The sequence below is a fragment of the Pseudomonas sp. CCC4.1 genome, assembly GCF_035019225.1.
Taxonomy (GTDB): domain Bacteria; phylum Pseudomonadota; class Gammaproteobacteria; order Pseudomonadales; family Pseudomonadaceae; genus Aquipseudomonas; species Aquipseudomonas bubulae.
This window is the reverse complement of sequence record NZ_JASJWL010000009.1, coordinates 89,775-104,528: the sequence shown is the minus strand read 5'-3', so window position 1 is coordinate 104,528 and position 14,754 is coordinate 89,775. Positions and strand designations below refer to the sequence as shown.

Annotated in this window: 12 protein-coding genes; 5 read left to right on the top strand and 7 right to left on the bottom strand. The window is 62.7% G+C overall.

The window, feature by feature from the left end; translation table 11 throughout:
- Positions 1–14: 14 nt before the first annotated feature.
- From QN377_RS06285 to QN377_RS06255, 7 genes are all read right to left on the bottom strand, one after another.
- The gene (locus QN377_RS06285) at positions 15–1,046 is read right to left on the bottom strand and encodes a ferredoxin--NADP reductase (RefSeq protein ID WP_095018485.1); all 1,032 of its coding nucleotides are present in this window, start codon (positions 1,044–1,046) and stop codon (positions 15–17) included.
- A gap of 1 nt (position 1,047) precedes the next feature.
- Positions 1,048–1,809 (bottom strand): SDR family oxidoreductase, encoded by a 762-nt coding sequence (locus QN377_RS06280; RefSeq protein ID WP_095032527.1) that lies wholly within the window; start codon positions 1,807–1,809, stop codon positions 1,048–1,050.
- Positions 1,806–3,527 (bottom strand): FAD-binding protein, encoded by a 1,722-nt coding sequence (locus tag QN377_RS06275; RefSeq protein WP_095018484.1) that lies wholly within the window; start codon positions 3,525–3,527, stop codon positions 1,806–1,808. Before QN377_RS06275 ends, QN377_RS06280 begins: the two co-directional genes overlap by 4 nt.
- A complete protein-coding gene (locus QN377_RS06270) occupies positions 3,524–5,269 on the bottom strand; it encodes an FAD-binding protein (protein WP_095018483.1) in 1,746 nt (581 codons plus the stop codon). Before QN377_RS06270 ends, QN377_RS06275 begins: the two co-directional genes overlap by 4 nt.
- A 56-nt stretch (positions 5,270–5,325) precedes the next feature.
- Positions 5,326–6,513, bottom strand: a complete 1,188-nt coding sequence (locus QN377_RS06265; RefSeq protein ID WP_095000073.1) for an acyl-CoA dehydrogenase family protein — start codon at positions 6,511–6,513, stop codon at positions 5,326–5,328.
- Positions 6,514–6,732: 219 nt separating this feature from the next.
- Positions 6,733–8,298, bottom strand: coding sequence for an amidase (locus tag QN377_RS06260; RefSeq protein WP_322212816.1), 1,566 nt, complete (start codon positions 8,296–8,298; stop codon positions 6,733–6,735).
- Between the two features lie 132 nt (positions 8,299–8,430).
- Positions 8,431–9,867 (bottom strand): coniferyl aldehyde dehydrogenase, encoded by a 1,437-nt coding sequence (locus QN377_RS06255; protein ID WP_095024612.1) that lies wholly within the window; start codon positions 9,865–9,867, stop codon positions 8,431–8,433.
- A gap of 173 nt (positions 9,868–10,040) precedes the next feature.
- On the opposite strand from QN377_RS06255, the gene QN377_RS06250 reads away from it, so the two are divergent.
- The 5 genes from QN377_RS06250 (at position 10,041) to dmpG (ending at position 14,703) form a co-directional block, all read left to right on the top strand.
- Positions 10,041–11,021: a flavin reductase family protein gene (locus QN377_RS06250; RefSeq protein WP_095000070.1), complete on the top strand. Its 981-nt coding sequence runs from the start codon at positions 10,041–10,043 to the stop codon at positions 11,019–11,021.
- 30 nt (positions 11,022–11,051) lie between these two features.
- Positions 11,052–11,825, top strand: coding sequence for a glucose 1-dehydrogenase (locus QN377_RS06245; RefSeq protein WP_095000069.1), 774 nt, complete (start codon positions 11,052–11,054; stop codon positions 11,823–11,825).
- A 102-nt stretch (positions 11,826–11,927) separates the two neighbouring features.
- Positions 11,928–12,719 carry a fumarylacetoacetate hydrolase family protein gene (locus tag QN377_RS06240; RefSeq protein WP_095000068.1) on the top strand — a complete coding sequence of 264 codons (792 nt, stop codon included), beginning with the start codon at positions 11,928–11,930 and terminating at the stop codon, positions 12,717–12,719.
- A gap of 21 nt (positions 12,720–12,740) precedes the next feature.
- Positions 12,741–13,670, top strand: a complete 930-nt coding sequence (locus tag QN377_RS06235) for an acetaldehyde dehydrogenase (acetylating) (RefSeq protein ID WP_095000067.1) — start codon at positions 12,741–12,743, stop codon at positions 13,668–13,670.
- A 10-nt stretch (positions 13,671–13,680) separates the two neighbouring features.
- Complete coding sequence (gene dmpG, locus QN377_RS06230; protein ID WP_095018480.1) at positions 13,681–14,703, top strand: 4-hydroxy-2-oxovalerate aldolase; 1,023 nt, start codon at positions 13,681–13,683, stop codon at positions 14,701–14,703.
- Positions 14,704–14,754 lie beyond the last annotated feature (51 nt).

Below are 14,754 nucleotides of genomic sequence, written 5' to 3'. Positions count from 1 at the left end.
ACTCGTCTGGCAGGTTATTCGGGAAAGCACACGCGCAGCTGTTCGCTGCTGGGCACCGATTGGCACGCCAGCACCCAGCCGTCATTGAGTTCTTGTGGGTCCAGGGCATCATTGCGCAGCATTTCGACACTGCCGCGCTCAACCGTACACATGCAGGTTGCGCAGGAACCCACCAGGCAGGAGCTGGGCGGTTTCAGGCCGGCGCGATGCATGGCATTGAGCAGGGTTTCGCCTTCTGCACAGGGCACTTCGTACTCCTCCCCGTCCAGGCGCACCGACAGCTGGCTGCCGATCACATCGGTGTTGACCGGTGCCGGAGCGGCCACACTGCCCTCTTCCGGCAGCGAGACAAAACGCTCGACGTGGATGTGCCCGTGCTCCATGCCGATGTCGTGCAAGGCGCTGACGGCCGCATCCATAAACGGGCCGGGGCCACAGATATAGGCCTGGGCATGCACAAAAGGCTGTGCCATCTGCGCCAGTTGTGCCACCGCCGGTATGCCCTGGACCGAGTCCAGCCAGTGGATCACTTGCAATCGTTGCGGGTGGGCGCTGGCCAGGGCTTTAAGCTCGGCGGCAAAGATCACCGACGCTTCATCGCGATTGGCGTAAATCAGCAGGATCCGGCCTGTGCCGGCAATCAGCGCCGATCGCAGGATCGACAGCACCGGTGTGACCCCGCTACCACCGCCAAACAGCACAAAGTCATTGTCAAAATGCCGCGGTACAAATACCCCGGCCGGCGCCAGCACTTCCAGCTGGTCGCCCTCACGCAACTGCTCACACAGCCAGTTGGAGGCACGACCGTCACGTACTTGCTTGATGGTGACGCGCAGGGGCTCGTCCTCCAGCGGGGTGCTGGAGAGAGAATAACAGCGCGGCAACCAGCCGCCTTCAAAGGGCACGCGCAGGGTCAGAAACTGCCCTGACTTATAGGTAAACTGCTCACGCAAGGCCGCAGGGACATCGAACACCAGGGAACGGGAGTCCGCGGTTTCAGTCACAATTTGCGCTACGCGCAGGGAGAAATACGCCGGTTGGCTCATATCAGATACTCATCACAAACTGGCCGCTGTCGATCCGCAGCTCGATACCACTGATGGCGCGGGACTCGTCACTGGCCAAAAACAGCACGCTGGCGGCGACATCTTCGGGCAGGCACATGCGTCCCATGGGGTCGGCATCGATGGTCAGGCTCCACGGGTCGAGCCCGGCGGGCAAGCCCGCGGTGGTCATCGGTGTGAGGATGCCGTCAGGGTGCAGGGAATTGCAGCGAATGCGGTATTTGCGCCGGCGGCACAACACCGCCACGGTACGCGACAGGGCGGCGACGGCGCCTTTGGAGGCGCTGTAGGCAACGTAATCATCGCGTCCGGCCACCGCCGCAATCGAAGACATGTTGATAATGGAGCCGCCCTCGCTTTCTTTCATCAGGCTTATGGCGGCGCGACAACCCAGGAAGACACTGTCGGAGTTGATGCGCTGCACCCGTTGCCAATCACTATAGGCGGTATTTTCAATATCGCCCTTGAGCAGGATCCCGGCGTTGTTGAACAGGATATCCAGCCGCCCGTGGTGCTCGCGAACGGTGTCGATCACCCGCGCCCAATCTGCTTCGCTGCCCGCGTCATGCTCAATAAACAATGCTTGCGCACCGATCTCTTCAGCCAGGGCCAGGCCACCCGCCACATCGATATCGCTGATCACCACACGGGCACCTTCACGGGCGAGCAGCAGCGCCGTTGCCCTGCCCACGCCACTGGCCCCACCGGTAATCAACGCCACCTTGCCTGCAACACGTGCGCTCATAAGGTCACCCTTGCACTGTCTGTGGGAGCGAGCCTGCTCGCGATTGTTGTGCCAGGCTCGTTCCTGCCTGAGGCGGCAAGGCCGGCACGCCGCCCCGAAAACACGCAGTCGGCCAGGGACAAACCGCTGATGTACAGGTGCGACGCCACACCGATGGCGGTGCGCCCGGCGCTGAACAGGCCGGCAATCGGCTGGCCGTGTATATCGAGGACTGCGCCATTGTCTTCGTCGACTTTCAGGCCGCCCAGGGTCAGGGCCCCCAAAGGAAAGATCGGGTTACCGACGCTGATATCGCAAGCGTAAAACGGCCCCTTATCCAACACCTGGCGGCTGCCTTCAGACTTGCCGAAAGCATCCGGCCCATCGCCCCGGGCACCGGCGTTGTAAGCGCGCAGGGCACCACTCAGCTCCCCCGCCTGCATGCCGCAAACGCTGGCCAACCGGTCCGGGTTGTCACCCTTGCGCACCTTGAGCAGCATCAAGGCCAGTGCCGGCAGGCTCTGGAACCACCAATAGCCACCGAACAGCGCCTGACGGATTGCCTGTTTGCGCAAACGCGCATCCAGCACCAGCCACGCCTGCCCGCCCTGCTCATCGCACAGCGGCTGGCCAAGGGTGGCGCCGTAGACTTCTTCGTTGCAAAAACGCTGGCCATTGCTGTTGACCACAATGCCCTTGGGCCAGCAGTGCGGCGGGTTGATAAAGCGCCAGGCCGACACCCGGCTCAACCGCTCGCTTCGGGCCCCCACCGACTGCCCCAGCAGCAGACCGCTGCCATCGCAACCGGTAGCGCCCACCTTGAAATTGCGCCTGAAGTTGGGCGCATGATCGCGAATCAGCCCGCGGTTGAAGATAAAGCCCCCGGTGCTGAGGATAACCGCACGGCGCGCCCGGATCAGCAACGGCTGGCCATGGTCACGCTCCAACTGGCTGACTTTGAGGCGCAGGCGGTCGCAGTAACCGGGGGCGAAGTTTTGCAGGCGCTCGGCCCGTGCCGCCAGGCGTGCATGCAAGCGCGCTTCGCGGCTGCCCTCGGGCAGGCTGCAGAACTCGGCACCCACCACCCGCCCGCTGGCATCCACCACCAGCCGGCGTGCCGCCGATTGCAACAGCGGCTGCACCCCGGCCCGCAGACACGCGGCTTTGAGATGTCCATACAGCACCGCGCCACACTGGCCCTTGCCCACCGTACGATGGCCGCGGGGGGCCGGTGGCCGGGTGCCGGCATGGGAAGGCACCAGCTCATTGCCCGAGTAATACAAAAAATGGCCATCGGACGGGTATGAGGTCTTCCCTCCCGGCGGCACGCTATGGGCATAACGCGCGCCGTGGCTTTCAAGCCAGTCAAGATTGCTGACACTGTCATCGCAGAATTTTTGCAGGGTTGCATCGCTGACTACGCCCTGGGTTTCGTGCTTGAGGTAGTCAAACATCGCTTGGGTGCTGTCGGTGAAACCTGCGGCCTGTTGATGCCGGGTGCCGCCACCGGCGTAAACCACACCACCGCTTTTGGCACTGGCGCCACCGCCGGTAAAGCGGTCCGCCACAATCACCCTGGCGCCATTGCTGCTGGCCTCCAGTGCGGCGCAGGCACCCGCCGCCCCCCAACCTATTACCAGCACGTCGCAGGTGTCGTGCCAGTCCCCTGCACTCAGGCGCTCGGCCTGCAAGGGCGCGAGAATTTTGCTGTTGCTGGACGTATTCTGCGCTCGGCTCATGACAGTGCCCGCACCTTGCTGCTGGCCGTAGCCGGCACGCTGCTGGCGATATGATTGGCGGCGATATAACCAAAGGTCATGGCCGGGCCCAGAGTGCCACCGGCGCCCGGGTAGCTGGTGCCCATCACCGATGCCGAGCAGTTGCCGATAGCGTACAGGCCGGGGATCGGCTGGCCGTCCTCACGCACCACCTGGGCATGCTGGTTGGTCAGTAACCCGCCCTTGGTACCGATATCACCGGCATCCAGGCGCATGGCGTAGTACGGCCCCTTGCGCAACGGCGCCAGGCACGGGTTGGGTTTGATATTACTGTCGCCGTAGTAGCGGTCGAAGACGTTGCCGCCGCGATCGAAGTCCAGGTCGACACCCGTTTGGGCGTAGCCATTGACCTTCTGCACGGTGCTGTCCAGCCCCTGCGCATCCACGCCGATCTGCATGGCCAGGGCTTCAAGGCTGTCGGCCTTCCAGTACACGGTGTTGAGCCACTCCTTGCGCAGCCGGCTGTCGGGCATCACCTGGGCCGGCATCAACGGGCCCATGGCGTAGTGGAAGCGAAAGTGCCCGTCGAAGATCACCCACGAAGGCACTGATCGGCCATCAGTCTTGCGATTGTCCTGATACATGGCGTCGACGAATTCCAGGTACGGCGCCGCTTCGTTGACGAAGCGCTGACCCAGGCTGTTGACCACAATAGCCCCCGGGAACGCCCGTTCGGCAAACACCCCGCGGGGTTTTTCTTCGCCGGGTACGGCAATGGTCGGTGCCCACCAGGCCCAGTCCATCAGCGCGGTGGCCGCGCCAATGTGCATGCCGGCCTCAAGCGCTGCCCCGGTATTGTTGCCCGGTGGCGTGGCGCTCCAGCTGGCACGGGTCGGCTGCGGCAGGAACTTCTCACGCAGCGTCTGGTTCTGTTCGAAACCGCCAGAGCCGAAAATCACGGCGCGACGGGCCTTGAGTTCAAGCACCTTGCCGCCGGTGGCGACCTTGATGCCGCACACCCGGTCACCGTCGAGCACCACATCCTGAAAGTCGGTGTTGAGCCACAGCGGCACGTTGCGGTCCATCAGTGAACGACGCAACGACGCCACCAGCGAACTGCCCAACGCAGCGCGGCGGTCGTACTTGCTTTTGCGCCGCCATTTGAAGTCGAGCTTGTAGCGCGCCATCAACTTGAAGATCAGCCATTGCCAGCCAAAGCTGCGCGCCATGGCCTTGTGCGCATCGCGGGCCGTCCAGGCAATGCGCCCCATCAACAGGGTGGAGGGTGAAGGCTTGCGCAGGTTGGGCAGTTCTTCGGCCAGCAGGCTGGTGTCGAACAGCTCCGGGTCCAGGGTGCGACCACCCGGCAAGGCGCCGGGCAGTTGCGGGTAGTAATCGGGGTATTTGTCGGCCACCGCATAACGCACGTGGCTGTTGGCAGTGAGCTTTTTGATCATCGGCGCGGCGTGATCCAGATACGCCTTCAGGCGCACCGGGTCGCCATGCTCGCCGGTGGCCGCCTTGAGGTACTGCATCGACAGCTCGAGGCTGTCCTGCCCGCCGAGCGCGGCAAAGTAGTGGTTGTTGGGGATCCAGATACCGCCACCGGAAATCGCCGAAGTGCCACCGTATTTATCGCTTTTTTCGACAATCAGGACCGACAGGCCCTGATCAGCCGCAAACAGGGCTGAGGTCATGGCGCCGGCGCCGGAGCCGACAACAATTACGTCATAGCTGGACTGAGACTGATCGTGAGCCGTCATTATTGTTATGCCTTGCGCTGAGGTCAGAAGTGTTTTGCCGGATGTAGATCAGCCGATCACACAAACGGGTCCGCGTTGGGCAGGCCCAATTGCACCAGGCCGTAACTGCGCCGGTAAGCCGCCTCGTTATTGGCGATATGCCCGCGAGCCTGATGCAGGTCACGGAAGAAGCGCGCCACCGGGTTGGTGTTGTACAAGCCCGATGCGGCCATGCAGCGCAGCAGGTCACTGACCCGGTCGGCGCACACATTGGTTACATGGGAAGACTGGTAGCGATACAGCAAGCGGGTTTCCACATCCGGGTATTCACCGGCGGCGGCCAGTGCCATCAGGTTGGCGTAGTTGCGCATCAGCACCAGTTTGAGCGAGTCGACGGTAATGATGGCTTCGGCCACGGCAGCCTGGGCGGCCGGGTCTTCGGCGGTTTTGGCGCCATGCTTGCCGATGTGCTTGGCCGCGTTGTCACGGAACTCGTTGATCGCGCCTTGCAGGGCGCCGAGGGCCGAGGTAGAGACGGCACGGGCAAACACCTGGGCAAACGGGATGGCGTACATCGGGTTGGTGTTGACCAGCCGCCCCGGTGTGGCTTCGATGCCGTAATTGTTGGTGCGCTGTACTCGATGGGCCGGAACAAAAGCGTCTTCAACGACGATATCGTGGCTGCCGCTGCCGCGCAGGCCCAACACGTCCCAGTTCTGCTCGATACGGTAGTCGCTGGCCGGGATCAGGAAGGTGCCGTGTTCGGTAGGGCCGGTTTCATCTTGCGGCACGATGCCGCCAAGCAGACACCACTGCGCATGCTGGCTGCCACTGGAGAAGCCCCAGCGCCCGCTGACCTGATAGCCGCCCTTGACCGGCGTGACCTTGGCCACGGGCATATAGGTCGAGGCCACCAGCACCGAGCTGTCCTCGCCCCACACATCACGCTGCGCCTCTACCGGGTAACGCGCCAGTTGCCACGGATGCACACCCACTACGCCATAAACCCAGGCGGTGGACATGCAGCCTTCCGCCAGGGTCATCTGGATTTCAAAAAAGGTGCGCAAGTCGATTTCATGGCCGCCCCACTTTTTCGGTTGCAGGGCACGAAACAGCCCGGCTTCCTGCATTTCGCGAACGGTTTCGTCAGGTAGCTTGCAGTCCTTGTCCGCCTGGGCTGAACGGCTTTTAAGCGCAGGTATCAAATTGCGCGCGCGTTGCAGCAGCTCAAGCTCAATCGGACTTTTCTCTCGTATCTGATCCATCCGTGTGTTCTCCGTCAGTCTCTCGCTGCGCGAATGCGCGGGCGGTGTGTGACGAATAATCCCGCCAGCGGGGTTGTGGATCATCGTCAAAGCGGACTAGTCGGGATATCGGGTGAAGGCTGGCCCTCACCCCAACCCTCTGCCAAAGGCAGAGGGAGCTAGCCGCAGGGCAAACGCCAATCAATCCCCTCTCCCTGAGGGAGAGGGTCAGGGCGCTTTTTAAACCACCGGTAACTTCGCAAAAGGCCGATCCTGCTCGATCTGCGCGCCCAAACGCAGCAACACGTCTTCACCGCCCAATGGCGCGGTGAACATCATGCCGATGGGCAGGCCGTTGTCGCTCATGCCCACCGGCAACGACAGCGCCGGCTGCCCGCTGACGTTGGCCAGCACGGTAAAGGCCGCGCTGCCCATGGCGTTGTGGGCATAGCTGTCCCACGGCTGGTTCAGGCTCAGCAGGCCCAGGTCCGGGGTAATGTTGGCTGTTACCGGCGACAGGATCACGTCGTACTTCTGGAACTGCTCTTCCATATAACCGCCAATACTTTCGAACGACTGCCGCGCCCGGTACAGACCCTCTCCAGTGACTTTTTGGGCATTGCCCAGTACCACCTGAGTGATGCGTTCATAGTCATCGGCCGTGGCGCTGCGCCCCAGCACTTGCTCGCGATCGTGCACCATGGTCAGCAAGGCATCGCCAACCACCGAGCCGTGGGCTCCGAACAACTGCCGCGGGTCGATGCTCAGGCGCAATTCTTCAACTTCATGGCCCTGGGTGGCCAGGCGTTTGGCAGTGTCGTCCAGCACCCTGACCACCGCCGGGTCCAGCGGCGAGCCGGTCAACGAGTCACGCACCACACCGATACGCAGACGGCCCGGTGCAGTGCGCAGCTCTTCAACGTAAGGACGTACCAGCGGTTTTGCCCAATACGGGCTGCCCGCCTCATGTCCCTGCCCCACGTCCATAAACAGCGCCATATCGCGCATATTGCGCGACACCACGTTGCCCACGCTGGCACCGAACCAACCCTCGTACTTGCCCGGGCCGCTTGGTGTGCGGTAACGCGTCGGCTTGAGCCCGACCAGCCCGCAATAAGACGCCGGAATGCGGATCGAGCCGCCACCGTCGGTGGCATGGGCCACCGGCACAATACCTGCGGCAACCGCCGAAGCAGCTCCGCCGGACGAGCCGCCGGCGCTTTTGGCCAGGTTCCAGGGGTTGCGGGTCTGGCCCCACAGCAGGGATTCGGTGGTGGTGGTCAGGCCGAATTCCGGGCAGGTGGTCTTGCCAAACGGCACGGCCCCGGCTGCCTGATAGCGGTCAATCAGGGTACTGGTGTGGGGCGCTGGTGGCGCGTCCTTGTACAACCTGCTGCCATTGGTGGTGCGGGTACCTTGCAGGTAGGTGTTGAGGTCCTTGATCAGGATCGGCACCCCGGCCAGTGCGCCGGTATTCGCAGTCCCGCTGGCACTGCGGGCCTTGAGCAGTGCCTGGGCGTAGTCGTCATGGCGCATATTGACGGCATTGACCTTGGGGTTGACGGCATCACAGCGGGCCATGGCCGCTGCCAGCAGAGTGTGAGGGCTGAGTTCGCCCTTTTGTACGGCGCGGGCCATGTCGGTGGCATCCATTGCCAGGTACTCGCCGGGCGAAATGGCGGTGCCTTCAGCGGCATTGGCAAAACGCCCCAGCAGCCCGGCACCCACGGCCAGGGCGCCCGCTTTGAGGACGTGACGACGGGGCCAGCCAGTGGATTGTTCAGGTGTTTCGGCAGGGTTTTGCAAGGTCAATCTCCAGAGCAAATCTTGTTTTTATTTAAAGAGCAACACCCCTTGTGGGAGCGAGCCTGCTCGCGAAGAGCTGCATCGCATCTCGGCCTTCGCGAGCAGGCTCGCTCCCACAAGGCATTTCGGGTTTCAGTCGGCGGTGACCATCGCCTGCATGGCGGGTAAAAAGTGCTCGCCATAAGGCGGCAACAGGCCCCACTCGCGGCGCGGGTCGTGGGCCGCAGCCTTGTACACGGTGCGCATATGGCTGAACTCCAGGAACCCTTCGCGGCCGTGGTAATGGCCCATGCCCGAGGCGCCAATACCGCCAAAAGGCGCATCGTGCAAAGCCGCATGCATCATCACGTCGTTGATGCTGACCCCACCGGAAATCGTGTTTTGCAGCACATGACGCTGCTCTTCTTCACTTTGCCCGAAGTAGTACAGCGCCAGCGGGCGCTCGCGTGAATGGATATCGGCCAGCGCACGGTCAAGCTGCTCATAGGGCAACAGCACCAGTGCCGGACCGAAAATTTCTTCTTGCAGGATCAGGCTGTCGCGGGGCGGATTGATCACCACCTGCAACGGGCGCCTGCGTGTGAGCGCGTCAACCTCAAGAGCCCGAGGGAAGCGCTCGACACGCGCGCCACGCTGGCGGGCGTCCTGCACATAGCCTTCGATACGCTGCAGATGCCGGTCGTTGACCACCGCAACCACGTCAGGATTGGCGTCGGTGGCGGGCAACAGCTCACTGTAGGCCGCGCCCAGCAGGCCAAGGAAATCTTCCATCTGTTCGCGGGGCACATACACCACGTCCGGGTTGATGCAGATTTGCCCGCCGTTATTGGCCTTGGCCACGGCAATGCTGAAGGCCGCCTTGGCCAGATCGGCGCTGCGGGAAATAATCACTGGCGACTTGCCGCCCAGCTCCAGGGTCAACGGCACCAGGTTTTGCGCCGCATTGCGCATCACCGAGCGCGCCACCGCAGTGCTGCCGGTAAACACCAGATGGTCGAAGGCTTGCGCAGTAAACACTTGCGCCAGTTCGGCGTCGCCGGTGACCACGGCGATTTCTAGCGGATCGAACAGCTCGGCAAAAGCCCCGGCAAGCACATCGGCGGTACGCGGCACCACTTCAGAGGGCTTGAGAATCGCCCGGTTACCCGCCGCCAGCACGCAGGCCAAGGGGCTGAGCAAGGTGAACAGCGGCGCATTCCAGGTGCCGAGAATGCCGATACTGCCCTTGGGCTGGTGCATCACCCAGGCCTTGGCGCCCAACTGGTCATAGGGCGCAAACACCTGGCGCGGCTCGTCTGCAACCCAGTGCTCGAGATGGTCGCGGGCGTATTTGAGCGAAGCCAGGGAACCCAGCACGTCATTCATCAACGAAAAGCCCTGGGGCCTGCCGCCAAAGTCGGCATCCATGGCCTCGACCAGCGGCTGCTGGAAGCGCACCAGCAACTCGATCACCCGCTGGATGCGCTCCCGACGCAGCTCGGCACTGACGTGGCCTGCGCCGACAAAGGCTTTTTTCTGCGCCGCCAACAGGCTGGTCAGCTGTTCTGGAGCAGTGCTGCTGAACGTCATGGATAAGTCCTCTGATACACCGGTTCGATCAACCGACGCTAGCGAACTGCGCCCCGCAATGCCTCGTCCGATCGGACGATAATCGGCCATATCCGTTAGTCCATTAAGACGATGTAGCCCCCGCAAGCCAGGGGAATACTGCCAGCACGAAAATTCAATCCATGAGGTTCGTCATGGCAGTGCAAAGCAGTTTTGACCCGCAGGCATTCCGTACCGCGCTGGGCACCTTCACCACTGGGGTGACGATCATCACCACCCAGGCCGAAGATGGCTCGCCCATTGGCATTACGGCCAACAGTTTCAATTCGGTATCGCTCAACCCGCCGCTGGTGCTGTGGAGTCTGGCCAAGTCCGCCCGCAGCCTGCCGGTATTCAGTGCCGGTTCGCACTGGAACGTGCATGTGCTGTCGACAGAGCAGGAGCCGCTGTCCGGACGCTTTGCCATGCAGGGCGAGAACAAGTTTGCCGAAATCGAACTCGATAACGGCATCAGCCCCGCGCCGCTGTTGCAGGACTGCACCGCGAGGTTTCAGTGCCGCACGGCTTTTCAGTATGAAGGCGGCGACCATGTGATATTCGTCGGGGAAGTACTCGCCTTCGATCACAGTGACCGTGCACCGCTGGCCTTTCAAAGTGGCCAATATGCCCTGGCAACCCGCAAGCCGCGCAGCGAGCTGCGCCTGGCAACCACCCCGCCACCGCCGGAATGCAGTTACACCGAAGACCTGCTCGGTTACTTGCTGGGCCGCGCCCATTATCAGCTGCTCGACGCCCTGCATCGCCTGCTGAGCAACCAGCAGCTGGACGAACATGCCTTTTTTATCCTGTCAGTGCTGTGTATTCGCGACAACCTGACCCTGGATGAAATCAATCACTTCGTCAGCTATACCGGGCATGTGGTAAGCGTGGCAAGCATGCGCTTTCTTGAAAAGCAGAACCTGGTCGCCCTCGAAGGCAGCCAGCAGGCGCCACGCTATGTGCTGACCGCCACCGGCCGCGAGGCCTCGCTGCAACAGGTGGCGCTGGCCAAGGCGGTGGAAGAGAACGTGTCGGCCCGTCTCGCTCCCGGTGATGCCCAGGCGCTCAAGGTGCTGCTCAAGCGCCTGATTGCCGCCAGTGATCCCGGCTTGCCCGACCTGTGGGCGCCCCGCTAGCTTTCTACCTAAAAAGGAAAAGGACTTTTTATGAATATTATTCAGCGCTTCAACCTGACCGGCAGCGTGGCGGTGATCACCGGCGGCGGCCGCGGCATCGGGCGCGGCATCGCCCTGGCCTATGCTGAAGCAGGCGCCGACGTGGTTCTGGCTGCCCGCACCCTGGCCGACGTTGAAGCCGTAGCCGAAGAAGTACGCAGCCTCGGCCGTCGGGCCCTGGCCCTGAGCTGCGACGTCAATGACAGCGAACAGCGCAGCGCTCTGGTCACCCAGGCCCGCGAGCAGATGGGCCGCATCACCCACCTGGTAAACAATGCTGGCGGCGCCGGCCCCAACGATCCGCTGACCCTGAGCGTGGAGCGTTTTGAAGAAATCATGCGCTTCAACGTGTCTTCGGCCTATCACCTTAGCCAGTTGTGCGTGCCGCATATGCGCGAAGCCGGCAGCGGCAACATCATCAATATCACCTCGGGCGCGGCGCGTTATGCGCAAACCCAATTCAGCGCCTACGGCACCGCCAAGGCCGCGCTGAGCCATATGACCCGCCTGCTGGCCCAGGACTTTGCACCGCAGGTACGGGTCAACGGCATTGCTCCCGGCCCGGTACTGACTGCCGCCCTCAATGGCGTGCTGCCGGTGGCCATGCGCGACGGCATGATCAAGGCCACGCCGCTGCAAAGCCTGGGCGAAGTTGAAGATATCGCGGCTGCAGCGCTGTACCTGGCCAGCCCGGCTTCACGCTGGGTCACCGGCAAGATCCTGGAAGTAGACGGCGGCGCCGAATCGAGCGTCTGGCCGGGTTGAGCCACCATCAAACCGTGGGAGCGAGCCTGCTCGCGAAGAAGTTTCGCGAGCAGGCTCGCTCCCACAAGAGGATTTTCTGCATAGCCTCCCGAGAGCCAATTTATGGACACACAGTTGATTGAAGCCCTGGGCGACGAGTTGTTTCACGCCCTGCTGGAGCGGCGCAGCCTTGAGCCATTGACCGCCCGTTACCCGGATTTGACCCTGGACACGGCCTACCGCATTTCCCTACGTTTCTTGCAACGCCGCCAGGCGCTGGGCGAGCAGGTGGTCGGAAAAAAAATTGGCGTTACCAGCCGTGCCGTGCAGGACATGCTTGATGTGCACCAGCCCGATTTCGGCTTCTTGACCGACCGCATGCAAGTCGCCGACAACAGCGATGTGAGCTTTGCCGCCCACCACCTGGTGCAGCCACGGGCTGAAGGCGAAATCGCCTTTATCCTCGGCGAAGACCTGCACGGCCCCGGCATCACCGCCGAAGACGTAATGGCAGCCAGCCAATGGGTGGTGCCGTGTTTCGAAATTGTCGACTCGCGCATTGCCGACTGGAAAATCCGCATTCAGGACACCGTGGCCGACAACGCTTCCTGCGGTGTGTTCGCCCTGGGCGAACAGCGCATCAACCCGCGCGAGCTGGATCTGGCCAAGGTCGAGTTGCACTTGCTGAAAAACGGCCAGCCCGCCGGTCATGGTTTTGGCTCGGCGGTACAGGGCCACCCCTGCGAGGCCGTGGCCTGGCTGGCCAATACCCTGGGCAAGTTCGACATCCCGTTTCGCAAGGGCGAAATCATCCTTTCCGGCGCACTGGCGCCGCTGGTTCCGGTACAACCCGGCGATGAGGTCAGCCTGACTCTCAGCGGCCTGGGCTCTGCCAACCTGCGCTTTGTGCCCTAACCCCCCTTCGAGACCTTAGCCATGAGCAAAAAGATCAAATGTGCCCTGATCGGGCCGGGCAATATCGGCACCGATCTGCTTTACAAGCTGCTGCGCAGCGAAGTGCTGGAGCCCGTGTGGATGGTGGGCATCGATGCCACCTCCGAAGGCCTGAGCCGCGCCCGCGAGATGGGCCTGAAGACCACCAGTGACGGGGTCGACGGTCTGTTGCCGCACGTGCTGGCAGACAATATCCAGATCGCCTTCGATGCCACCTCGGCTTATGTCCATGCTGAAAACAGCCGCAAGCTCAACGAGCTGGGCGTGCTGATGATCGACCTGACACCGGCTGCCATTGGCCCGTATTGCGTGCCGCCGGTCAACCTCAAGGCCAACCTCAAGCGCGGCGCCATGAACGTCAATATGGTCACCTGCGGCGGCCAGGCGACCATTCCGCTGGTGGCGGCCGTGTCCAGCGTCCAGCCGGTGGCTTACGCCGAAATCGTCGCCACTGCCGCGTCCAAATCGGTGGGCCCGGGCACGCGCAAGAATATCGACGAATTCACCCGCACCACGGCCAGTGCCATCGAGCAGGTGGGCGGGGCGAAAAAGGGCAAGGCGATCATTATCGTCAATCCCGCCGAGCCGCCGCTGATCATGCGCGATACCGTGCATTGCCTGACTGAAACCGAACCGGATCAAGCCGCGATCAGCCTGGCCATCGCCAGCATGATCGAGCAGGTACAGCAGTATGTACCGGGCTACAAGCTGGTCAACGGCCCGGTGTTTGACGGCAACCGGGTCTCGATTTTCATGGAGGTCGAAGGCCTGGGCGACTACTTGCCCAAGTACGCCGGCAACCTGGACATCATGACCGCCGCGGCCGCCCGCACCGCCGAGATGTTCGCCGAGGAAATCCTCAAGGGCGAGCTGCAACTCAAGGCATCAGCCCCCCAACCTGCCCTCGCTTAAGGAGCCGATCATGGATCTTCGCGGCAAAAAAATTACCGTGCATGACATGTGCCTGCGCGACGGCATGCACCCCAAGCGGCACCAGATCAGCCTGCAGCAGATGAAAGACATCGCCTGCGGCCTGGACGCAGCCGGCGTGCCGCTGATTGAGGTCACCCATGGCGACGGCCTGGGTGGCAGCTCGGTGAACTACGGCTTCCCGGCGCACACCGATGAGCAGTACCTGTCGGCCGTGATCCCGATGATGAAAAAGGCCAGGGTGTCAGCCCTGCTGCTGCCGGGTATCGGCACCGTGGACCATCTGCAAATGGCCCATGAACTGGGGGTCAATACCATCCGCGTGGCGACCCATTGCACCGAGGCGGACGTGTCCGAGCAACACATCTCCTATGCCCGCAAGCTGGGCATGGACACCGTGGGTTTCTTGATGATGGCCCATATGAACAGTCCCGAGGGGCTGGTCAAACAGGGCAAGTTGATGGAGAGCTTCGGCGCCAACTGCGTCTACCTCACCGATTCGGCCGGCTACATGCTGCCACACGATATCAAGGCGCGGGTTGCAGCCCTGCGTGCGGCCCTGCACCCGGACACCGAGATCGGCTTTCACGGCCATCACAACCTGTCGATGGGCGTGTCCAACTCCATCGCGGCCATCGAGGCCGGAGCCACCCGCATCGACGCTGCAGCGGCCGGGCTCGGCGCGGGCGCGGGGAATACGCCGATGGAAATCCTGGTGGCCGTGTGCGATCGCATGGGCATAGAAACCGGGGTCAGTGTGTTTGGCATTCAGGACGTGGCCGAGGATCTGGTGGTGCCGATCATGGACTTCCCGATCCGCAGCGACCGCGATGCCCTGACCATGGGCTACGCCGGGGTGTATGGCTCGTTCCTGCTGTTTGCCAAGCGCGCCGAGAAAAAGTACGGCGTGCCAGCACGGGAGATTCTGGTGGAGATGGGTCGCCGCGGCATGGTTGGCGGCCAGGAAGACATGATCGAAGACACCGCCATGACCCTGGCGCGCCAGCGGGCCTGAGGCGTCGCACCTTGACGGAGGCGCTGACCGGGTCAGCGCCTTCGGCGTTTT

Coding starts and splice junctions, on each gene's coding strand:
- QN377_RS06285 (WP_095018485.1), bottom strand. CDS start 1,046: ATGAGCCAACCGGCGTATTTCTCCCTGCGCGTAGCGCAAATTGTGACT.
- QN377_RS06280 (WP_095032527.1), bottom strand. CDS start 1,809: ATGAGCGCACGTGTTGCAGGCAAGGTGGCGTTGATTACCGGTGGGGCC.
- QN377_RS06275 (WP_095018484.1), bottom strand. CDS start 3,527: ATGAGCCGAGCGCAGAATACGTCCAGCAACAGCAAAATTCTCGCGCCC.
- QN377_RS06270 (WP_095018483.1), bottom strand. CDS start 5,269: ATGACGGCTCACGATCAGTCTCAGTCCAGCTATGACGTAATTGTTGTC.
- QN377_RS06265 (WP_095000073.1), bottom strand. CDS start 6,513: ATGGATCAGATACGAGAGAAAAGTCCGATTGAGCTTGAGCTGCTGCAA.
- QN377_RS06255 (WP_095024612.1), bottom strand. CDS start 9,867: ATGACGTTCAGCAGCACTGCTCCAGAACAGCTGACCAGCCTGTTGGCG.
- QN377_RS06250 (WP_095000070.1), top strand. CDS start 10,041: ATGGCAGTGCAAAGCAGTTTTGACCCGCAGGCATTCCGTACCGCGCTG.
- QN377_RS06245 (WP_095000069.1), top strand. CDS start 11,052: ATGAATATTATTCAGCGCTTCAACCTGACCGGCAGCGTGGCGGTGATC.
- QN377_RS06240 (WP_095000068.1), top strand. CDS start 11,928: ATGGACACACAGTTGATTGAAGCCCTGGGCGACGAGTTGTTTCACGCC.
- QN377_RS06235 (WP_095000067.1), top strand. CDS start 12,741: ATGAGCAAAAAGATCAAATGTGCCCTGATCGGGCCGGGCAATATCGGC.
- dmpG (WP_095018480.1), top strand. CDS start 13,681: ATGGATCTTCGCGGCAAAAAAATTACCGTGCATGACATGTGCCTGCGC.